Genomic DNA, 19903 nt, shown 5'->3' with positions numbered 1-19903 from the left:
GTAGAGAATGCCAAAACGTACTGACATAAAAAGTATTCTAATTCTAGGTGCAGGCCCGATTGTTATCGGTCAGGCATGTGAGTTTGACTACTCTGGTGCTCAAGCATGTAAAGCACTGCGTGAAGAGGGTTACCGAGTAATTCTTGTTAACTCGAACCCAGCAACCATCATGACTGACCCAGACATGGCGGATGCAACTTACATTGAACCAATTCAATGGGAAGTCGTGCGTAAGATCATCGAAAAAGAGCGTCCAGATGCGGTGCTTCCAACGATGGGTGGTCAGACAGCGCTTAACTGTGCACTAGACCTAGAGAAGCACGGCGTCCTTGCCGAGTTCGGTGTGGAGATGATTGGTGCAACGGCTGATGCTATCGATAAAGCAGAAGACCGTTCTCGTTTCGATAAAGCGATGAAGTCTATCGGCCTTGAGTGTCCACGTGCTGATACGGCGAAAACAATGGAACAAGCTTACGCTGTACTGGATATGGTTGGCTTCCCTTGTATTATTCGTCCTTCATTCACTATGGGTGGTACCGGTGGTGGTATCGCGTATAACAAAGAAGAGTTCGAAGAGATTTGTCGTCGTGGTCTTGACCTTTCTCCAACAAACGAACTTCTAATCGATGAATCTCTAATCGGTTGGAAAGAGTACGAGATGGAAGTGGTGCGTGATAAAGCGGACAACTGTATCATCGTATGTTCTATCGAAAACTTCGACCCAATGGGTATCCACACGGGTGACTCAATTACAGTTGCTCCAGCTCAAACGTTGACAGACAAAGAATACCAACTGATGCGTAACGCATCTCTAGCGGTACTGCGCGAAATTGGTGTTGAAACTGGTGGTTCTAACGTACAGTTTGGTATCAACCCGAAAGATGGCCGCATGGTTATCATCGAGATGAACCCTCGTGTATCTCGCTCTTCTGCTCTAGCTTCTAAAGCAACGGGTTTCCCAATCGCGAAGATTGCAGCGAAGCTGGCTGTTGGTTTTACGCTTGATGAGCTACAAAATGACATCACGGGTGGCGCAACTCCAGCATCATTCGAACCAACTATCGACTACGTAGTTACAAAGATTCCTCGTTTTAACTTCGAGAAATTCGCAGGTGCTAACGACCGTCTAACAACTCAGATGAAGTCTGTTGGTGAGGTTATGGCGATCGGTCGTAACCAACAAGAATCTCTACAAAAAGCACTTCGTGGTCTAGAGGTTGGTGCAAATGGTTTTGACGAGATGGTTGACCTAGATGCGCCAGACGCACTAACAACTATTCGCCATGAGCTGAAAGAAGCTGGTGCCGAGCGTATCTGGTACATCGCTGATGCATTCCGTGCAGGTATGTCAGTTGATGGCGTATTCAACCTAACGCAAATTGACCGTTGGTTCCTTGTTCAAATTGAAGAACTTGTTAACCTAGAAAACCAAGTTAAAGCGGGTGGCTTCGCTGGTCTAACGGAAGATGTTCTGCGTAAGATGAAACGCAAAGGTTTCTCTGATGCTCGCCTATCTTCAATCCTAGGTGTATCGGAAAGCGAAATCCGTCGTCTACGTGACCAGTATGATATTCACCCAGTATACAAACGCGTAGATACGTGTGCGGCTGAATTTTCATCTGATACGGCTTACATGTACTCATCTTACGATGACGAATGTGAAGCTCAGCCGACAGATAGAGATAAGATCATGGTTCTTGGCGGTGGTCCAAACCGTATCGGCCAAGGTATTGAATTTGACTACTGTTGTGTTCACGCTTCACTAGCTCTACGTGAAGATGGTTACGAAACTATCATGGTGAACTGTAACCCTGAGACCGTTTCTACCGATTACGATACGTCTGACCGTCTGTACTTCGAACCTGTAACACTGGAAGATGTACTTTCAATCGTGCGTGTTGAGAAGCCAAAAGGCGTTATCGTTCAATACGGTGGTCAGACTCCACTTAAACTGGCTCGTGCACTTGAAGCTGCGGGTGTGCCTATCATTGGTACTAGCCCAGATGCAATCGACCGTGCCGAAGACCGTGAGCGTTTCCAAGCAGCCGTTGAGCGTTTAGGCCTGTTACAGCCAGAAAACGCGACCGTAACGACTATGGAACAAGCGGTTGAGAAATCGAAAGAAATTGGCTTCCCACTTGTTGTACGTCCTTCCTATGTACTTGGTGGTCGTGCGATGGAAATCGTATACGATGAGCAAGACCTACGTCGTTACTTCAATGAAGCGGTTAGCGTATCGAACGAGTCGCCAGTTCTTCTTGACCGTTTCCTAGATGATGCAACGGAAGTTGATATCGATGCTATCTGTGACGGTGAGCGTGTGGTTATCGGCGGTATCATGGAGCATATCGAGCAAGCGGGCGTTCACTCAGGTGACTCGGCATGTTCACTTCCTGCTTACACGCTAAGCCAAGAAATCCAAGACAAGATGCGCGAGCAAGTTGAGAAGCTAGCATTCGAACTTGGTGTACGTGGTCTAATGAACACTCAGTTCGCAGTGAAAGACAACGAAGTTTACCTAATTGAAGTCAACCCACGTGCTGCACGTACTGTTCCATTCGTATCGAAAGCAACAGGTGCACCACTAGCGAAAATCGCTGCGCGTGTTATGGCGGGGCAATCTCTAGAGTCTCAGGGCTTCACTAAAGAGATCATCCCACCATACTACTCAGTGAAAGAAGTTGTACTACCATTCAACAAATTCCCTGGTGTTGACCCACTGTTAGGCCCTGAAATGCGCTCTACTGGTGAAGTGATGGGTGTCGGCGCAACGTTTGCTGAAGCTTACGCTAAAGCAGAACTTGGTTGTGGCGCGGTTTACCCTGAAGGTGGTCGTGCGCTACTGTCTGTTCGTGAAGGCGATAAGCAGCGTGTAGTGGACCTTGCTTCTAAACTCACTAAGCTTGGTTACCAACTAGATGCAACGCACGGTACAGCGGTAATTCTAGGTGAAGCGGGTATTAACCCTCGTCTAGTGAACAAGGTACACGAAGGTCGTCCACACATTCTTGACCGTATCAAGAACAATGAGTACACCTATATCGTCAACACGGCTTCTGGTCGTCAAGCGATTGAGGATTCTAAAGTACTACGTCGTGGCGCACTGGCAGAGAAAGTCAACTACACAACGACGCTAAACGCCGCTTTTGCAGTGTGTATGGCACACACTGCAGACGCGAAAACGTCGGTAACTTCAGTTCAAGAGCTGCACGCAAGAGTCGCGGCGAACGAAGCGAAATAAAAATCAGTAGGCTCGCAACAGAGCTTATATGACAACCTCATTGCCCGCTCATTTGAGCGGGCTTTTTTATTTCAACATTGTTGAAAATATGGAATGGGTTATAGTCGAATCTTTCTCTAAGTGAATTGTTAACTTGATGATATTTTGATTAACAGATATTTGATAACCAATTGATTGAGAATGGAACTAACACTCGAAATACTGACGATTCTTTTCATCGCAGCGACTACTGCTGGCTTTATTGACGCAATGGCTGGGGGCGGAGGTTTAATTACGCTGCCTGCACTTCTTGCCGCTGGTGTTCCGCCTACGCAAGCGCTAGCAACCAACAAACTACAAAGCTCGTTTGGCAGCTTCTCCGCAAGCTGGTATTTCGTACGTAATGGCCTAGTGAGCATTAAAGAAATGCGTTTGGCGATAGCATGTACGTTTATCGGTTCAGCCGTAGGTGCTGAGGCGGTGCAATATATCGACGCTGGCGTCTTAACAAGCCTAATCCCGATTTTGTTGGTTGCTATCTCACTCTACTTCCTTCTTACCCCAAAAACCAAGCAGTATTCAGGGCAGGCAAAGATCTCTGAAGCTATGTTCGCCTTTTCCGTTGGCGGAGGCGTGGGATTCTATGATGGATTTTTTGGTCCGGGAACTGGTTCTATCTTTACCGTTTGTTTTGTGGCTTTGGGTCATTTTTCGCTGGTGGATGCGACCGCTCGAACCAAGGTGCTTAACTTCACGTCTAATATTGCCGCGCTACTGTTTTTTGTTCTGGCAGGCTTACCTGTCTGGGAGATCGGTTTAGTCATGGCGATAGGAGGATTTATCGGAGCACAACTAGGCGCAAAGGTTGTGGTGACCAAAGGGCAGAAATGGATCCGCCCTCTGGTGATTACCATGTCTATGCTAATGGCACTGAAGCTGCTTTGGGAACAGCATCAGCAATGGTTGTTATCAATGTTCTGATCCTTGGATTTTGATAAGACGACGTTCGACAGCAAATATGGATCGGGCGGTATAGAGAGCTCAATTGTTCGAAATGAGAGCAGTATTTGGGCTCAATTTTCATCGCCTTGATCACCGAGATTGGGACTAAAGCTGGCGCTATTCCTTGTATTGCTAGTTGAGCGGCGGCTGAATAGGAGTCCATCTGCATGATCGGCTTGATATTAAGACGGGTTAAAATATCGAGTTGGTAACTGTTCGCTGGATTATTAAGATCATTGGTGATGATCGTATTGGGTAGGGCGGCAAGCTTTTGATTCGATACGATATAGAAGGCTTCATCAATCAAGTGAAACTGCATCAGATTGTTCTGTTTGGAAAGATGACCGGCACATACACCAATGTGCGCCTTCCCAGATTGAACGTGCTCAACGATCCTTGGTGTGTGGTTAGTGGTTAGAGTCAGATAGGGATCAATTTGAAAGTAGTCCGCGATAACCGTCGACAAATAGCCCGCGACCAACGTTTCCGAGCAATCGAGTTTTAACATGCTTTGATCCGCCATGACCTGTTGATCATTGATCAGTCCCTGAAGCTCGTTAAAAGCGGGTCCAATACTATTGATGAGATTGAGGGCATCCTGAGTGAGTTGAACATTGCGTCCATCTGGCACGATCAGTTTTTTACCGAGCTTGCTTTCTAAATTGGCAATACGTTTACTCACGGCCGATTGGCTAATGTAGAGCAGACTGCCCGTGCGGCTCATGGTTTTCGCCTTGCTTAAAACGAGTAAGGTTTCGATACCTTCTAATAGCATCTTGTCAATTCTGTGGCGGAAGAATAGGGTTAATGTATCTTACACTCGTGTGGCTTAGATAGAGCAAACATTAAAAAAGGCGCTCAATGAGCGCCTTTTCGAATTCAAAAACTGAGATTATAGAGACTCAGTGAAAGTACGTGCGATTACGTCACGTTGCTGTTCAGTTGTTAGTGAGTTAAAACGAACTGCGTAGCCAGAAACGCGGATAGTCAATTGTGGGTACTTTTCTGGGTGAGCAACAGCATCTTCAAGAGTTTCACGCTTAAGAACGTTAACATTTAGGTGTTGGCCACCTTCGATGCGTGGTGCTGTTTCGATAGCAACTTCGCGGCTTTCGTACTCGCCAAGTTCGTTGATCGCAACAACTTGATCTGCTTCAAAGCCTGCGTTTGCTGCAACACAACGTGCTTCGTTTTTCTCGCTGTCTAGTAGCCAGATTGAGTTAAGTAGATCGTCGTTTGCTGCTTTAGTGATTTGAATACCTTGGATCATTACTATCTCCTAGTCCACTTAGTGGTTAATTGGTGTTAACTTTCGAATTTTGTTGAGCTACGTATTATATAGCTAATATCCACTATGATAGTATTGATTTATGTCAAATAACAACTAAAAACATTAAATAATTGAAGGTTATTTTATTGTTCTAAATCAATAAAATCTTTAAAAACAACATGGTTACAATATATTTGAATGTATAAAAAATTTTTAAGTGACCATTTTGTTGTAAATTTACTACAAAATTAGCTGAAAAATTGAACCTAGTGCACTAAATACTTGTTAATTGGTAGCCATTCTGAAAGTGTAAAGTGATTAAATGACAATGATAAAAAATAGCAACGGAAAGAAATTTATTGGTGCTCATGTCTCTGCGGCGGGTGGTGTTGATCAAGCTCCACTCAGAGCTCGTGAAATCGGCGCGAATGCTTTTGCTCTGTTTACGAAAAATCAGAGGCAATGGGTGGCCAAGCCATTGGATCAGAAAACCATCTCGGCTTTTAAAGCAAACTGCAAAATGCTCGGTTTTTCTGCGCAGCAGATATTGCCACATGATTCATACCTGATTAATTTGGGTGCGCCTGAAGAGGACAAACTCGCTAAGTCTCGGGCTGCGTTTATTGATGAAATGGAGCGCTGTCATCAGCTTGGTCTAACATTGCTCAACTTCCACCCTGGGAGTCACTTAAAGAAAATTTCAGAAGAAGAGTGTTTATCTCGTATTGCCGAGTCTATTAATCTTGCACACCAAGCGGTTCCAGATGTCGTTGCCGTTATCGAAAATACGGCGGGTCAAGGAACCAACTTGGGATGGCGATTTGAACATCTAGCAGAGATTATTGAACAGGTGGAGGATAAATCGCGTGTGGGGGTCTGTATTGATACCTGCCATACATTTGCGGCAGGTTACGATTTGAGTAGTTTTGCTGCTTGTGACGCGACGTTTGCTGAGTTCGATTCTATCGTCGGTATGCGCTATTTAAAGGCAATGCACATTAATGACTCAAAAATAGCGTTAGGCGGCAAAGTAGACCGCCATCACTCTTTAGGCGTTGGAGAGATAGGCTGGCACTGCTTTGAGTATATTGCTAAAGATGCAAGATTTGATGGTATACCTCTGATTCTAGAGACCATTGACCCGGAAATTTGGTCGCAAGAAATCGCCAAACTAAGAGAGTTTCATCATCAGGCATTAAGTGAAACTGAATAAAAGAAAATGTTGGCATTAATTTTTCATGGCTTGTTCTGTGTTCAATGCAATGGAGAGTTCATTATGCCTTATTCTTCTTTTTATACTGCTGCGCGTCCTGTTCGTTACCCTACGCCAAATCGTCACATTACGGGGCAGGGTCACTACCGTACACCACAGAAGCAGTAATCTTCTCTTTGTTCCTTCTACTTATTTTGCGACAATTGAAGCGCAAGTTTTAGGTAGAAGGAATAGAGGATGAAGTCTCAACTCACATGGCACGATGTTATCGGAGCTGAAAAACAGCAAGATTACTTTAAACAGACTTTAGCGTTTGTAGAAAGTGAAAGAGCATCGGGCAAAGTAGTTTATCCTCCAGCGAAAGATGTGTTCAACGCGTTTAAATCGACTGAGTTTGGCGATGTGAAAGTGGTGATTTTGGGGCAGGATCCTTACCATGGCCCTAATCAAGCTCACGGATTATGTTTTTCTGTTCTTCCTGGTGTAAAAACACCGCCTTCACTTGTCAATATGTATAAAGAACTCGCTCAAGATATCGAAGGGTTTGACGTGCCAGCCCATGGCTATTTGCAAAGCTGGGCTGAACAAGGTGTTTTATTATTGAATACGGTATTAACGGTAGAGCAAGGAAAGGCACATTCTCACGCTAAGTCAGGGTGGGAAACGTTCACAGACAGAGTTATAGAAGCCGTTAATCAACATCAAAGTGGTGTTGTATTCCTTCTCTGGGGAGCGCATGCACAGAAAAAAGGTCGATTTATTGATCGCACTAAGCATTTTGTCTTGGCAGGTCCTCATCCATCTCCGCTTTCTGCTCATCGAGGCTTTTTTGGCTGTCGCCATTTTTCACAAGCAAATCAGATATTGATTCAGCAAGGATTGACGCCTATTGAATGGCGCTTGCCGCTACAAGTGGACTGACCGTCTCATATTGTTCGATGTTTGTCTAAATTTTGGTCATTATCAAGGCGGGAAGAGCGGTTCTCTTATACACTTATTAAATGTAGGTGTTAAGGAGAGTCGCTATGATGATTGAAAGGATACGTCGAGAGCATGGCTATATGGTTCGTTTACTTGCTCTGCTACGTCATAAGTTAACGCAGTTGAAAAGTGAACGCCCGGTGAATTATCGTGTATTAAGAGAGTTAGTTGACTATCTCGCTAACCATTCAGAAAAAGTTCACCACCCTAAAGAAGACATTCTGTATCACTACTACACAGAGCATTATGGTCACCACCACCAAATCGATAATCTGGAGTTAGAGCACGAGACCTTGTCCAAGAAGACTCATGAGTTTCTTGGTGTTGTCGATATGGTGTTGCAGGACGCCGTGATCCCCCAAGATATGTTTATCGAGCAACTAGAGGGTTTTCTGGACTCACAGAAAGCGCACCTAGAAATAGAAGAGAAGTCGATATTCCCTTATCTGATTGATAAGTTTACGGTGCAGGATTGGCAGGCCGTAGAACAGCAATGGAGTGTTTGTGAAGATGATCCTGTCTTTGGCACTACAATTGCTGAACAGTACAAAGAGTTAGCCGAACGTGTTCATCAAACCGAACACGAGTGCATTTAATATAAAAAAGTAAAAAAGAGGCGAAATCGCCTCTTTTTTATAATTCAACTTTCTCTAAATCATCAAAGCCGATATCCATATCCATTAACTCTCTTTGTAGTCGCTGACGATCTTTTATCGCTTCGATCTCTCGCCATTTACGCTTAACCGGTTTTGAACGGCCAACTCGTCCTTTTGGAAAATCCTGTTCGTACATTTCTTCAAAGTTTAAGCCTTCCATAAGCTACCTCGTTATGATTTTTGTCCCTCTAAATGGGGTCATTTTTTAATACCATATCTAAATCAACCGTAACCTTGATTCGTTTCTCATTTGTTACGTTTCAATGAAGTTTTTGCTGATATTGTGCTAGCGAGTCACAAATTGAAAGGGTGTGATTGGTTGTTTTTTGTTCGGTTAGGTGGCAAGTTGGCGCTAATTTGCCATCGCTAGGTTGTTAACTCGCTGTACAACGCTTCATCTTGGTGAGAGTCAGTTGGCTATGTGTCTATGAGCAGAATAGGTCTAGGTGATTTATACCTTGTTACATTAACTCAACGCCTTGCGTGGTAAGGAATCTTAATGATGAAATGCTCATCAAAATAATATGTTTCGGAATATGTTGGTTGTTGTAATTTTTTAGAGTAATTGTTTTGTTTTTGTGTGGAAAATGCATTGTTATGTGTTAATTGTTGGTGACTATATAGTGAAAAATAACAAATAAATACATCCATTTGCATATTGATTTTTGTTCTTCTTCGCTGCATTATCCGCCCGTCAAAAAATACGCTGATACGTAAAATGGAAGCATGAGGCGAGTTTTACAGGTCTAAACTGCATAGAACAACTATATCAACGCTAAGCAATATTGACACTTAGTGGGGCAGTTAGATGGATGGCTGGGAAGCAGAGATCAGCGAAATCTCAATATGAGGATGTTATGACAGACTTAATTAATTTAATGAATGACCTGCTTTGGGGTTCAATTCTTGTTTATCTTCTGGTCGGTGTGGGAATTTATTTTACAGTCCGCTTGGGCTTCATCCAGTTTCGCCACTTCGGTCACATGTTCTCGGTACTGAAAAACAGCCGTAAAGCTGATAAAGCAGGTATCTCATCTTTCCAAGCACTTTGTACGAGTTTAGCGGCGCGTGTTGGCACGGGTAACATGGCGGGTGTTGCCGTTGCTCTGACCGCAGGTGGCCCTGGCGCTATCTTCTGGATGTGGCTAATCGCAATGCTGGGTATGGCAACTTCGTTTGCGGAAAGTACCCTAGCTCAGCTATACAAAACCAAAGATGATGACGGTAACTACCGCGGTGGCCCAGCATACTACATGGAAAAAGGCCTAGGTATGCGCTGGATGGGGGTTCTCTTCTCGGTATTCTTAATCATTGCGTTTGGTTTGGTTTTCAACGCGGTACAAGCCAATTCTATTGCCAATGCAATGCACAATGCATTCGGTTGGGATGATACTTACGTTGGTATTGTGGTTGTCCTGCTATCTTCGATTGTTATTTTTGGCGGTATCAAGCGTATCGCTCGTGTCGCAGAACTGATTGTTCCTGTTATGGCGCTGGCTTACCTACTTCTCGCTATGTTTGTCATGGTGATTAACATCGAAAAGCTTCCTGCGGTTCTGACGTTAATCTTTAAGAGCGCGTTTGGCTTACAGGAAGCGGCTGCAGGTGGTTTAGGTTATGCCATTGCTCAGGCGATGATTAACGGTGTTAAACGCGGTCTATTTTCAAATGAAGCTGGTATGGGTTCCGCACCTAACGCGGCTGCATCAGCAACGCCATATCCGCCACACCCAGCCTCTCAAGGTTATGTACAGATGTTGGGCGTATTTATGGACACGATCGTTATCTGTTCAGCTACGGTTGCCATCATCCTAATGTCTGGTGAATATGTTCCTCACGGTGAAATTACCGGTATCGAGCTGACTCAAACGGCGTTGAGTTCTCAGGTTGGTGACTGGGGTAGTATCTTTGTTGCGGTAGCGATTTTCTTCTTCGCCTTTACCTCTATTATTGCTAACTACTCTTACGCTGAAACTAACTTGATTTTCTTAGAGCACAACCATAAAGCAGGTCTTGGCATCTTCCGTATTATCGTGCTTGGCATGGTGATGTTTGGTGCAGTCGCTTCTCTACCAGTAGTGTGGGCTCTTGCTGATGTTTCAATGGGCTTGATGGCGATAGTCAACTTGATTGCTATTCTTCTGTTGTCTGGCATCGTGATCAAACTTGCTAAAGATTACAATCGTCAACTTGATGAAGGCAAAGTCCCTACGTTTGATTCAAACGACTTCCCTGAGCTAAAGTCTCAACTTGAAGATGGTATCTGGGATAAAAGCAACAAAGACTAGTTATAGTCGTCATATTTGTTGCGTTTGTTAGGTAATAAATAAAACCTATTACTACGATTCAAAAAGCCATGCAGACATCGCATGGCTTTTTTTGTACCCTAAACTCAATAAAACAGATAAATGGATAGAGTATAAAGTCATGTTAATTGTCGTTTCTCCTGCGAAAACGTTAGATTATGAATCTCCTCTGGCGATTGAGAAGTTTACTCAGCCGGAGTTAGTTGAATATTCCAAACAGTTAATTGATGTTTGTCGCAAGCTGACTCCTGCAGATGTCGCCAGCTTAATGAAGGTCAGCGATAAGATTGCTGATTTGAATGTAGGCCGTTTTCAAGAGTGGAGTGAAGAGTTCACGACTGACAACGCACGCCAAGCAATTCTCGCGTTTAAAGGGGATGTGTACACGGGATTGGATGCGGAGTCACTAAGTGAAGATGACTTTGAATACGCGCAAAAACATCTGCGCATGCTATCGGGTCTCTATGGCTTGTTAAAACCTCTAGATTTGATGCAACCCTACCGTTTAGAGATGGGCACCAAACTCGCCAATGGTAAAGGGAGCAACTTGTACCAGTTTTGGGGCAATGTGATTACCGATAAGCTCAATGAGGCGATTAGTGCCCAAGGTGACAATGTACTTATCAACTTAGCATCAAATGAATATTTTAAAGCAGTAAAACCTAAGTTGTTGGACGCGCAGGTGATCACGCCTGTCTTTAAAGATTGTAAAAACGGCCAGTATAAAGTGATCAGTTTTTACGCTAAAAAAGCACGGGGCATGATGGCGCGTTATATCATTGAGCAACGTATCTCTAGTGTGGCTGATTTAACGAAATTTGACACTGCGGGCTATTACTTTGTTGAAGATGAGTCAACACCAACAGAGTTAGTTTTCAAACGAGAAGAACAGTAATAGAAGGCGCTGAAATGTTGAGCTGGTTTAAACGATGGTTAGCTAAGTACGATCAGTGGTGTTTGTCATTGGGATTGACACCAGAGCATAAACGTAGCTGTGTTCCTTACCGAAGTGAACCAGAACAATCCTCAGTAGAAACTACCAAAAAGGCGCAGCGATGATGCGCCTTTTTGATACGCACTGCCACCTTGATTTTGAGTGCTTTTCTGAACACTTTGCTGACCATTTAGAAACGGCTCGAAGGCATCAAGTCGAGCGCGTCTTATTGCCTTCCATAGGCATGTCTAACTGGCAAAAAGTGATATCTCTCGCAGAGCACCACACCGGCGTCTACTACGCGCTTGGAATGCACCCTTTATTTTTAAATCAGCAAAGTGAGCACCAAGTTACCGAATTGCGTCTACTATTAGAACGGCAACAGGATTTATGTGTCGCGGTAGGAGAGTGTGGTTTAGATGCCATGATTGATGTCGACATGGAACTGCAAGAGCGGCTTTTCGTTCAGCAAGTCGAACTGGCTATCGAGTTTAAGCTACCTCTCATTTTACATAGCCGAAAAACGCATAACCGTTTGCTACAGATTCTTAAGCAGAAGCAGTTCAAGTTTGGCGGTGTATTGCACGGTTTTTCTGGTAGCTATCAGCAAGCTATGCAATTTGTCGAGTGCGGTTTTTACATTGGTGTGGGTGGGGTTATTACGTATCCGAGAGCGATGAAAACTAGGCAGGCTGTTGCGCAGTTGGCTGTTGAAAATATCGTCTTGGAAACGGATTCTCCGGACATGCCATTAAATGGGTACCAAGGCAAGAACAATCATCCTAAGATGTTAGGTGAAATATTGTCCTGTCTCGCAAGCTTGAAAGGATTGCCAGAGCAAACGATTGCTGAAATCGTTTGGAAAAATAGCAATTTTGCCTTCAACATTTGTGAATAATTTCGAAAGAAATTGTTCATTTGGTGAGTGTAGAACGCTTGAATGGTGATCTCGTTCACGTTAATGAGTGAACGCATGATGAATCTTATTAGAAACTGTGAGGACGGCATTACTTTATCAATGGACGGATGAGTATAATTGCCCCCGCTTTTGAGCTCCATTTTGTAACACGCCAACAAATAACATATAAGGAAGTCATAAACTATGAGCCTGTTTATGAGCCTAGTCGGTATGGCAGTATTGCTAGGAATTGCATTACTACTGTCTGATAACCGCAAAGCTATCAATCTAAGAACTGTGGGTGGCGCTTTTGCTATCCAATTCATCATCGGTGGTTTCGTTCTTTACGTACCATGGGGTCGTGACCTACTAGCTGGCTTCTCTGCTGGTGTACAGAACGTTATCGACTACGGTAAAGACGGTACTGGTTTCCTATTCGGCAGCCTAGTTAACTTCTCTGTTGACGGTATCGGTTTCATCTTTGCTTTCCAAGTACTTCCAACGCTAATCTTCTTCTCTGCGCTTATCTCTGTACTTTACTACATTGGTGTAATGCAATGGGTTATCAAGATTCTTGGTGGCGGTCTACAAAAAGCACTAGGTACTTCACGTGCCGAGTCAATGTCTGCAGCAGCTAACATCTTCGTTGGTCAAACTGAAGCGCCTCTAGTGGTACGTCCGTTTGTACCAAAAATGACTCAGTCTGAGCTATTTGCAGTAATGTGTGGTGGTCTAGCGTCTGTTGCTGGTGGTGTACTAGCAGGTTACGCATCTATGGGTGTACCTCTAGAGTACCTTGTAGCAGCATCATTCATGGCAGCACCTGGTGGTCTTCTATTTGCTAAAATCATCAAACCTGAAACTGACAAGCCTCAAGAAGATCTAGGCGCGGAAATCGACGGTGGTGACGACAAGCCAGCTAACGTTATCGACGCAGCAGCGGGCGGTGCTTCAGTTGGTCTACAACTAGCTCTAAACGTAGGTGCAATGCTACTAGCATTCATCGGTCTAATCGCTCTAATCAACGGTATCCTAGGTGGCGTTGGCGGTTGGTTCGGTATGGAAAACCTAACTCTAGAACTTCTTCTAGGTTGGCTATTCGCTCCTCTAGCATTCCTAATCGGTGTGCCATGGGCTGAAGCAACAGTTGCTGGTTCTTTCATCGGTCAGAAACTGGTTGTTAACGAATTCGTAGCTTACCTAAACTTCGTACCTTATGTTGGCGAGAACGCTCAAGTTGTTGCAGCAACAGGTGCAGTAATGTCTGAGAAGACTCAAGCTATCATCGCATTTGCTCTATGTGGTTTCGCGAACCTTTCTTCTATCGCGATCCTACTAGGTGGTCTAGGTGGTCTAGCTCCAAACCGTCGTCACGACATCGCTCGTATGGGTGTTAAAGCGGTTTGTGCTGGTACGCTATCTAACCTAATGGCAGCGACAATCGCTGGCTTCTTCCTATCTTTCTAATTTAGTAAGCGAAAGATTATATAGACGCCGTTTTATCAAGCCTCGTAGTAACTCTGTTACTGCGGGGCTTTTTTATTTTTCGGCATAGTGAAAGCGTCAAGGGCATGAGCTATCAGCGAGTGCGGATCGCTGCCACTGTACTGGAGAATATAGACCTTGGCACACTGTGATTACCGACGGTATGAGCGGAATGAGCCACAAGCCTAGGGTTGATTTAGGCTAGGGGATTCGCTGAGTTTGCCGGTGTTTGATTCTGAGCAAACGTTAAGCAGAATCTTTTTTGAGATACAAACCGTTTGCGCTCTATGAGCCACTACAGTTCTGCGACAAATATCTATAATGTAGGTATCTATAGAAAGTAGGGTTAAACTTATGAACGAAGTTATCCTCGCAACCTTAGCGGGTTTTGTCGTTGGAGTCCTGTTTTCCGCCATCAAGCTTCCGGTACCTGCGCCACCTGTTTTGGCAGGCGTTATGGGCATCGTCGGAGTGTACTTAGGTGGTGTAGCCTATCAATGGATTATTGAAAGGTTTTTTAGCTAGCGATAATTAATACAAGGAGTATGATTGGCGCTGGCAGCAACTGACCGTTGCTTGGGTTAAAACCCATATACGTTAGACACCGCAATCGTAGATTGTTGTGCCATAGACCAAACTGGTACTGTGCGGTGACAAGGATAGCAATTGGCATATTAAAATTCGCTGTATATGCCGAGTCTTCAAGGAACCAAGTCCGTTCATAAATGACTGCAGTTCTGCAAACGATGCAGAACAGTAACTTTTTTGAATATTGATCGGAGATAGAAATGAGCGATTTAAAAGCAGCAGCACTACGTGCACTTAAACTAATGGACCTAACTACGCTGAATGATGATGACACTGATGCGAAAGTTATTTCTCTATGTCATGACGCAAAATCAGCAGTAGGTAACACGGCTGCAATTTGTATTTACCCTCGCTTTATTCCTATTGCTAAGAAGACACTTCGTGAGCAAGGTACGCCAGAAGTTCGCATTGCAACAGTAACAAACTTCCCTCACGGTAATGACGATATCGAAATCGCAGTTGCTGAAACAAAAGCTGCTGTAGCTTACGGTGCTGATGAAGTTGACGTTGTATTCCCATACCGTGCCCTAATGGCGGGTAACGAAGAAGTGGGATACGAGCTGGTTAAGCAATGTAAAGAAGCGTGTGGCGATATCCTTCTAAAAGTTATCATCGAAACGGGTGAGCTGAAAGAAGAAGCACTTATCAAGAAAGCATCAGAAATTTGTATCAAAGCGGGTGCAGATTTCATTAAAACTTCAACAGGTAAAGTGCCAGTAAATGCAACTCCAGAATACGCGCGCATGATGTTGGAAGTGATTCGTGACATGGGCGTTGCTGAAACTGTTGGTTTTAAACCAGCAGGTGGTGTGCGTACAGCGGAAGATGCGCAAGCATACTTAGCAATGGCTGACGAAATCCTTGGTGACAACTGGGTAGATGCTCGTCACTACCGTTTTGGTGCGTCAAGCTTGCTGACGAACCTACTTAATACATTAGAAGTAACAGACGAAACTGCAGATCCTGCAGCTTACTAATTCTAAATAGTCTGTCAGGTGGAGCAGTGTTGATGCTGCTCCCCATTACCTCTTTACCTTACAACCATTGCTAAAAAAGCATGGGAGGATCTAATGTATTTACCTCAAGAAATCATTCGTAAAAAACGCGATGGCGAAATTCTTACTGCCGACGAAATTAACTTCTTTATCCAAGGTGTAGCGAAGAACACTGTATCTGAAGGTCAGATCGCAGCGTTTGCTATGGCCATCTTTTTCAACGAAATGACAATGCCAGAACGTATCGCACTCACATGTGCAATGCGTGACTCTGGTATGGTTATCGATTGGAGCGACAAAGAGTTTGGCGGCCCAATTGTTGATAAACACTCAACGGGTGGTGTCGGTGATGTGACCTCGCTTATGCTCGGTCCTATGGTTGCTGCATGTGGTGGTTTCGTTCCGATGATCTCAGGCCGTGGTCTTGGTCATACGGGGGGAACTCTGGATAAGCTTGAATCGATTCCTGGCTACAATATCACGCCGACCAATGAAGTGTTTGGTGATGTGACTAAAGATGCTGGTGTAGCGATTATTGGCCAGACGGGTGATCTCGCTCCTGCCGATAAACGTGTATACGCGACTCGCGATATCACAGCAACCGTTGACAACATTTCTCTGATCACGGCATCGATTCTTTCTAAGAAACTTGCTGCGGGTCTAGAGTCGCTTGTGATGGATGTCAAAGTGGGTTCTGGCGCTTTTATGCCAACTTATGAAGCATCTGAAGAATTAGCTAAATCTATTGTTGCCGTTGCAAACGGTGCGGGTACTAAGACAACGGCAATCTTAACCGATATGAACCAAGTTCTAGCATCCTCAGCCGGTAACGCGGTAGAAGTGCGTGAAGCCGTTCAGTTCCTGACTGGCGAGTATCGTAATCCGCGTCTTCTTGAAGTGACGATGGCGTCATGTGCTGAAATGTTGGTGTTAGCTAAACTCGCTGACAATACTGAACAAGCACGCGCTAAACTGATGGAAGTACTTGATAACGGTAAAGCGGCGCAATGCTTCGGTAAAATGGTCGCTGGTCTTGGTGGCCCTGCTGACTTCGTAGAAAACTATGATAGCTACCTAGATAAAGCAGAAATTATTAAGCCGGTTTATGCGGAACAATCGGGCGTAGTCTCTGCTATGGATACTCGAGCAATTGGTATGGCCGTGGTTGCGATGGGCGGTGGACGCCGAGTTGCAACTGATACGATTGATTATGCTGTCGGTTTCGATCATTTTATTCGTTTAGGCGAACAAGCTTCGAATGATAAACCTCTCGCTGTTATTCACGCACGTAGTGAAGAGCAATGGCAGGAAGCGGCAGATGCGCTGAAGAAAGCAATTACGATTGGCGGTGAGTACATTCCAACGCCAGAAGTTTACTGCCAGATTCGCGCGGAAGACGTTTAATTAAATTACACAAAGGCCTGCTTGCACCACAAATAGTCAAAGTTGAGTGGGCCTAAGGAAAGAGCAATGAAAAGAGCATTTATTTTAGTCCTAGACTCATTTGGCATCGGTGCAACTGCAGATGCAAAAGACTTTGGTGATGTCGGTTCTGACACCTTAGGTCATATTGCAGAGCAGTGTGAGAAAGGCTTAGCGGATAACGCAGAGCGTAGTGGTCCTCTTCGTCTACCAAACTTGTCTAAACTTGGTCTTGCGATGGCTCACAAAGAGTCGACAGGTAGTTTTGCTCCGGGTCTTGACGCTGATGCAGAAATCATTGGCGCATACGGCCATGCTGCCGAGCTATCTTCAGGCAAAGACACGCCATCTGGTCACTGGGAAATTGCAGGCGTGCCTGTACTTTTCGACTGGGGTTACTTCACAGATAAACAAAACAGTTTCCCTAAAGAACTGACAGACCGAATCCTTGAGCGTGCAGGTTTGGATGGTTTCTTAGGTAACTGCCACGCATCAGGAACGCAAGTTCTTGATGATCTTGGTGAAGAGCACATGAAAACGGGCCAACCGATCTTCTATACTTCGGCTGACTCAGTATTTCAAATTGCGTGTCACGAAGAGACATTTGGTTTAGACCGTCTACTTGAACTGTGCCAAATTGCGCGTGAAGAGCTGGAAGATTACAACATTGGTCGTGTTATCGCTCGCCCTTTCATTGGCCCTGTTAAAGGTCAGTTTGAGCGTACTGGTAACCGTCGCGATTTGTCAGTTGAGCCACCTTCAGCCACTGTTCTACAAAAACTCGTAGAAGAGAAGCAAGGCAATGTTGTTTCAATCGGTAAGATTGCTGATATCTACGCTAACTGCGGCATTACGAAGAAAGTGAAAGCAACAGGTATCCCTGCGCTGTTCGAAGCGACTCTTGAGCAAATCAAAGAAGCTGGCGATAACACTATCGTGTTCACTAACTTTGTCGACTTTGACTCTGCATACGGCCACCGTCGTGATGTGGCGGGTTATGCTGCTGCACTAGAATACTTCGATGGACGAATCAACGAAGTACTAGAGTTAATGGAGCAAGATGACGTTCTTATCCTGACGGCTGACCACGGTTGTGACCCAACTTGGCCAGGTACTGACCACACTCGTGAACACATTCCAGTGATCGTTTATGGTCCAAAAGTCCCAGCGGGTTCTTTAGGCCGTCGTGATACATTCGCTGATATCGGCCAGACATTGGCGAGTCACTTTGGTATTTCGCCAATGGATTACGGTAAAAACTTCCTGTAATCCAAGCAGTTTAATTGAAAAATAGAGGGCTAGTCCCTCTATTATTTTGTCATTTCTAACTAAGGAAATTGAATCATGGCAACTCCACATATCAACGCAGAAATGGGTGCATTCGCAGATGTTGTTCTAATGCCGGGTGACCCGCTACGTGCTAAATACATTGCAGAAACCTTCTTGGAAGATGTTGTACAGGTATGTGACGTACGAAACATGTACGGCTTCACGGGCACTTACAAGGGCCGTAAAGTATCAGTAATGGGTCACGGTATGGGTATCCCATCGTGCTCGATCTACGCGACGGAACTTATCAAAGACTTCGGCGTGAAAAAAATTATCCGCGTAGGCAGCTGTGGTGCAGTAAGCGAAGACATTAAAGTTCGCGACGTTGTTATCGGCATGGGCGCGTGTACTGACTCTAAAGTGAACCGTATCCGTTTTAAAGGTCATGACTTTGCTGCAATCGCTGACTACAAGATGGTTCGTGCAGCTGAAGATGCTGCGAAAGCTCGTGGTATTGAAGTCAAAGTAGGTAACCTATTCTCGGCAGAACTTTTCTACACGCCAGATCCAGAAATGTTCGATGTTATGGACAAGTACGGCATCGTAGGTGTTGAGATGGAAGCCGCTGGTATCTACGGCGTATGTGCTGAGTACGGCGCGAAAGCGCTAACCATCTGTACTGTTTCTGACCATATCAAGACGGGTGAGCAAACGACTTCAGATGAGCGTCAGACGACTTTCAACGATATGATGATCATTGCGCTGGATTCTGTGCTACTAGGTGACGCAGAGTAAGAGCGAGCGGCGCTTCGCTCCGAGACCAGATGGCGGCTTTCAAGCCGTGGTCGTGGTTAATGAGTCGAAAGTGGCGGGCAGCATGGGCTCTTGTTAGAGCTTAACTGGCTGAATTAAAAAAGGGTTGGCACTGTGTGCCAACCCTTTATATTTTTCTCGCTACATATCCTTCAACAACAAATTCTCGCCTTTGCGTTTGTTAGGCTTACGTCGCACGATCAGTGTGAGTAGCAATCCCGCCACAAAGCTAAGACCTACCATGGTGTACATATAGCGGTCACTTTTACGGTAATAGTGATCAGAGAAGGCGGTTAACTTACCGGTTTCAAAGGTAATGCGCACAAAACCGATAACAGAACCGTCGTGCAAAACCGGCTCTACCAGTTGCTGTTTACCAATACGTGCAGTCTGTAGAGGGGTATCAAGGCCGAGCATCTCTCGAACGGATTTGGCTTGATCACTGGCTGCCAGTTTCACACCCTCAGCATCATAAATGGTTGCATCAAGAACCAGATTGTCTTTAGCCAGCTGATTGGTCAGTCTCAGTAGGCGCTCTTGATCCTGATTCACGATCATATCGCTAGCGGAAAGTGAAGCCTGTGAAATCAGAATATTGGTTAGCGTTTCTAACTGATTAGCCTGAATCTGTTCATTGCCCTTGGTTATTTTGACGCTGTTGATCGCGATAGACGCCACCATCGCAATCAAGGAGACAATTCCTAGCACCTTCATGGCCATTCGAAATGAGAATAGAGAGGTGTCCATTTTTCACCTAAATCGAGCTTAATTGTACTTTAGATCATATTGAGACTTGCGCATCCAAATTGCAATAGGTTAACGTGATGGGAGATTTTATAGGAATTGCAAAC

20 protein-coding genes are annotated in these 19903 nt (G+C 44.8%); 15 read left to right on the top strand and 5 right to left on the bottom strand.

The window, feature by feature from the left end; all coding sequences use genetic code 11:
* The first annotated feature begins 7 nt into the window (after positions 1-7).
* Both carB and ACQEXP_RS09465 read left to right on the top strand, forming a co-directional pair.
* On the top strand, positions 8-3241 hold the full coding sequence (gene carB, locus ACQEXP_RS09470; RefSeq protein WP_269376613.1) for a carbamoyl-phosphate synthase large subunit: 3234 nt from the start codon (positions 8-10) through the stop codon (positions 3239-3241).
* A gap of 180 nt (positions 3242-3421) precedes the next feature.
* Positions 3422-4201 carry a TSUP family transporter gene (locus tag ACQEXP_RS09465; protein WP_269376614.1) on the top strand — a complete coding sequence of 260 codons (780 nt, stop codon included), beginning with the start codon at positions 3422-3424 and terminating at the stop codon, positions 4199-4201.
* On the opposite strand, the gene ACQEXP_RS09460 is transcribed toward ACQEXP_RS09465, so the two are convergent.
* Entirely contained in the window at positions 4137-4997 is an 861-nt protein-coding gene (locus tag ACQEXP_RS09460) for a LysR family transcriptional regulator (protein ID WP_426969592.1), read from the bottom strand. The two genes, ACQEXP_RS09465 and ACQEXP_RS09460, sit on opposite strands and share 65 nt — an antisense overlap.
* 117 nt (positions 4998-5114) lie before the next feature.
* On the bottom strand, positions 5115-5492 hold the full coding sequence (gene grcA / locus ACQEXP_RS09455; protein ID WP_269376616.1) for an autonomous glycyl radical cofactor GrcA: 378 nt from the start codon (positions 5490-5492) through the stop codon (positions 5115-5117).
* A gap of 322 nt (positions 5493-5814) precedes the next feature.
* Here grcA and nfo point away from each other — a divergent pair, with 322 nt between their 5' ends.
* From nfo to ACQEXP_RS09440, 3 genes are all read left to right on the top strand, one after another.
* Complete coding sequence (nfo, locus tag ACQEXP_RS09450) at positions 5815-6705, top strand: deoxyribonuclease IV (RefSeq protein WP_426969590.1); 891 nt, start codon at positions 5815-5817, stop codon at positions 6703-6705.
* 237 nt (positions 6706-6942) lie between these two features.
* Positions 6943-7626 (top strand): uracil-DNA glycosylase, encoded by a 684-nt coding sequence (gene ung, locus ACQEXP_RS09445; RefSeq protein ID WP_269376618.1) that lies wholly within the window; start codon positions 6943-6945, stop codon positions 7624-7626.
* Positions 7627-7730: 104 nt separating this feature from the next.
* Positions 7731-8282 (top strand): hemerythrin domain-containing protein, encoded by a 552-nt coding sequence (locus ACQEXP_RS09440; RefSeq protein WP_269376619.1) that lies wholly within the window; start codon positions 7731-7733, stop codon positions 8280-8282.
* 37 nt (positions 8283-8319) lie between these two features.
* On the opposite strand, the gene ACQEXP_RS09435 is transcribed toward ACQEXP_RS09440, so the two are convergent.
* The gene (locus tag ACQEXP_RS09435; RefSeq protein ID WP_269376620.1) at positions 8320-8502 is read right to left on the bottom strand and encodes a DUF3545 family protein; all 183 of its coding nucleotides are present in this window, start codon (positions 8500-8502) and stop codon (positions 8320-8322) included.
* Between the two features lie 697 nt (positions 8503-9199).
* Here ACQEXP_RS09435 and ACQEXP_RS09430 point away from each other — a divergent pair.
* The 6 genes from ACQEXP_RS09430 (at position 9200) to ACQEXP_RS09405 (ending at position 14490) form a co-directional block, all read left to right on the top strand.
* Positions 9200-10630, top strand: a complete 1431-nt coding sequence (locus ACQEXP_RS09430) for an alanine/glycine:cation symporter family protein (protein ID WP_269376621.1) — start codon at positions 9200-9202, stop codon at positions 10628-10630.
* A 139-nt stretch (positions 10631-10769) separates the two neighbouring features.
* Positions 10770-11543 carry a peroxide stress protein YaaA gene (yaaA, locus tag ACQEXP_RS09425; RefSeq protein WP_426969587.1) on the top strand — a complete coding sequence of 258 codons (774 nt, stop codon included), beginning with the start codon at positions 10770-10772 and terminating at the stop codon, positions 11541-11543.
* Positions 11544-11557: 14 nt separating this feature from the next.
* Positions 11558-11707 carry a DUF5363 family protein gene (locus ACQEXP_RS09420; protein WP_269376623.1) on the top strand — a complete coding sequence of 50 codons (150 nt, stop codon included), beginning with the start codon at positions 11558-11560 and terminating at the stop codon, positions 11705-11707.
* Positions 11707-12480: a TatD family hydrolase gene (locus ACQEXP_RS09415; protein ID WP_426969692.1), complete on the top strand. Its 774-nt coding sequence runs from the start codon at positions 11707-11709 to the stop codon at positions 12478-12480. The genes ACQEXP_RS09420 and ACQEXP_RS09415 overlap by 1 nt, the downstream gene beginning before the upstream one ends.
* A 204-nt stretch (positions 12481-12684) precedes the next feature.
* Positions 12685-13947 (top strand): NupC/NupG family nucleoside CNT transporter, encoded by a 1263-nt coding sequence (locus ACQEXP_RS09410; protein ID WP_269376624.1) that lies wholly within the window; start codon positions 12685-12687, stop codon positions 13945-13947.
* A 372-nt stretch (positions 13948-14319) separates the two neighbouring features.
* Positions 14320-14490 (top strand): XapX domain-containing protein, encoded by a 171-nt coding sequence (locus tag ACQEXP_RS09405; RefSeq protein ID WP_138973512.1) that lies wholly within the window; start codon positions 14320-14322, stop codon positions 14488-14490.
* On the opposite strand, the gene ACQEXP_RS09400 is transcribed toward ACQEXP_RS09405, so the two are convergent.
* Positions 14483-14638 carry a hypothetical protein gene (locus ACQEXP_RS09400; RefSeq protein ID WP_331418456.1) on the bottom strand — a complete coding sequence of 52 codons (156 nt, stop codon included), beginning with the start codon at positions 14636-14638 and terminating at the stop codon, positions 14483-14485. The genes ACQEXP_RS09405 and ACQEXP_RS09400 overlap by 8 nt on opposite strands.
* Positions 14639-14753: 115 nt before the next feature.
* On the opposite strand from ACQEXP_RS09400, the gene deoC reads away from it, so the two are divergent.
* The 4 genes from deoC (at position 14754) to deoD (ending at position 19034) form a co-directional block, all read left to right on the top strand.
* Positions 14754-15530: a deoxyribose-phosphate aldolase gene (deoC, locus tag ACQEXP_RS09395; RefSeq protein WP_269376625.1), complete on the top strand. Its 777-nt coding sequence runs from the start codon at positions 14754-14756 to the stop codon at positions 15528-15530.
* 93 nt (positions 15531-15623) lie between these two features.
* Positions 15624-16952 carry a thymidine phosphorylase gene (gene deoA, locus ACQEXP_RS09390; protein ID WP_426969585.1) on the top strand — a complete coding sequence of 443 codons (1329 nt, stop codon included), beginning with the start codon at positions 15624-15626 and terminating at the stop codon, positions 16950-16952.
* Positions 16953-17018: 66 nt separating this feature from the next.
* A complete protein-coding gene (locus ACQEXP_RS09385) occupies positions 17019-18239 on the top strand; it encodes a phosphopentomutase (protein ID WP_426969583.1) in 1221 nt (406 codons plus the stop codon).
* 75 nt (positions 18240-18314) lie between these two features.
* Complete coding sequence (gene deoD / locus ACQEXP_RS09380; RefSeq protein WP_005473519.1) at positions 18315-19034, top strand: purine-nucleoside phosphorylase; 720 nt, start codon at positions 18315-18317, stop codon at positions 19032-19034.
* Positions 19035-19193: 159 nt separating this feature from the next.
* Here the strand turns inward: deoD and ACQEXP_RS09375 are convergent, their stop codons facing one another.
* Positions 19194-19799: a YtjB family periplasmic protein gene (locus tag ACQEXP_RS09375; protein WP_269376628.1), complete on the bottom strand. Its 606-nt coding sequence runs from the start codon at positions 19797-19799 to the stop codon at positions 19194-19196.
* Positions 19800-19903 lie beyond the last annotated feature (104 nt).

Origin of the sequence: Vibrio sp. TRT 1302 (assembly GCF_050113875.1) — a bacterium.
Lineage (GTDB): Bacteria > Pseudomonadota > Gammaproteobacteria > Enterobacterales > Vibrionaceae > Vibrio.
The sequence above is the reverse complement of the archived record's forward strand: the minus strand, read 5'-3'. Positions and strand labels throughout refer to the sequence as shown.

Excerpts from the sequence above, each read along its gene's own strand:
- ACQEXP_RS09440 (WP_269376619.1), top strand. The coding sequence starts at position 7,731 with ATGATGATTGAAAGGATACGTCGAGAGCATGGCTATATGGTTCGTTTA.
- carB (WP_269376613.1), top strand. The coding sequence starts at position 8 with ATGCCAAAACGTACTGACATAAAAAGTATTCTAATTCTAGGTGCAGGC.
- ung (WP_269376618.1), top strand. The coding sequence starts at position 6,943 with ATGAAGTCTCAACTCACATGGCACGATGTTATCGGAGCTGAAAAACAG.
- ACQEXP_RS09435 (WP_269376620.1), bottom strand. The coding sequence starts at position 8,502 with ATGGAAGGCTTAAACTTTGAAGAAATGTACGAACAGGATTTTCCAAAA.
- ACQEXP_RS09430 (WP_269376621.1), top strand. The coding sequence starts at position 9,200 with ATGACAGACTTAATTAATTTAATGAATGACCTGCTTTGGGGTTCAATT.
- grcA (WP_269376616.1), bottom strand. The coding sequence starts at position 5,492 with ATGATCCAAGGTATTCAAATCACTAAAGCAGCAAACGACGATCTACTT.
- ACQEXP_RS09385 (WP_426969583.1), top strand. The coding sequence starts at position 17,019 with ATGAAAAGAGCATTTATTTTAGTCCTAGACTCATTTGGCATCGGTGCA.
- deoD (WP_005473519.1), top strand. The coding sequence starts at position 18,315 with ATGGCAACTCCACATATCAACGCAGAAATGGGTGCATTCGCAGATGTT.
- deoC (WP_269376625.1), top strand. The coding sequence starts at position 14,754 with ATGAGCGATTTAAAAGCAGCAGCACTACGTGCACTTAAACTAATGGAC.
- ACQEXP_RS09460 (WP_426969592.1), bottom strand. The coding sequence starts at position 4,997 with ATGCTATTAGAAGGTATCGAAACCTTACTCGTTTTAAGCAAGGCGAAA.
- ACQEXP_RS09375 (WP_269376628.1), bottom strand. The coding sequence starts at position 19,799 with ATGGACACCTCTCTATTCTCATTTCGAATGGCCATGAAGGTGCTAGGA.
- ACQEXP_RS09410 (WP_269376624.1), top strand. The coding sequence starts at position 12,685 with ATGAGCCTGTTTATGAGCCTAGTCGGTATGGCAGTATTGCTAGGAATT.
- nfo (WP_426969590.1), top strand. The coding sequence starts at position 5,815 with ATGACAATGATAAAAAATAGCAACGGAAAGAAATTTATTGGTGCTCAT.
- ACQEXP_RS09415 (WP_426969692.1), top strand. The coding sequence starts at position 11,707 with ATGCGCCTTTTTGATACGCACTGCCACCTTGATTTTGAGTGCTTTTCT.
- ACQEXP_RS09465 (WP_269376614.1), top strand. The coding sequence starts at position 3,422 with ATGGAACTAACACTCGAAATACTGACGATTCTTTTCATCGCAGCGACT.
- yaaA (WP_426969587.1), top strand. The coding sequence starts at position 10,770 with ATGTTAATTGTCGTTTCTCCTGCGAAAACGTTAGATTATGAATCTCCT.
- ACQEXP_RS09405 (WP_138973512.1), top strand. The coding sequence starts at position 14,320 with ATGAACGAAGTTATCCTCGCAACCTTAGCGGGTTTTGTCGTTGGAGTC.
- ACQEXP_RS09420 (WP_269376623.1), top strand. The coding sequence starts at position 11,558 with ATGTTGAGCTGGTTTAAACGATGGTTAGCTAAGTACGATCAGTGGTGT.
- deoA (WP_426969585.1), top strand. The coding sequence starts at position 15,624 with ATGTATTTACCTCAAGAAATCATTCGTAAAAAACGCGATGGCGAAATT.
- ACQEXP_RS09400 (WP_331418456.1), bottom strand. The coding sequence starts at position 14,638 with ATGCCAATTGCTATCCTTGTCACCGCACAGTACCAGTTTGGTCTATGG.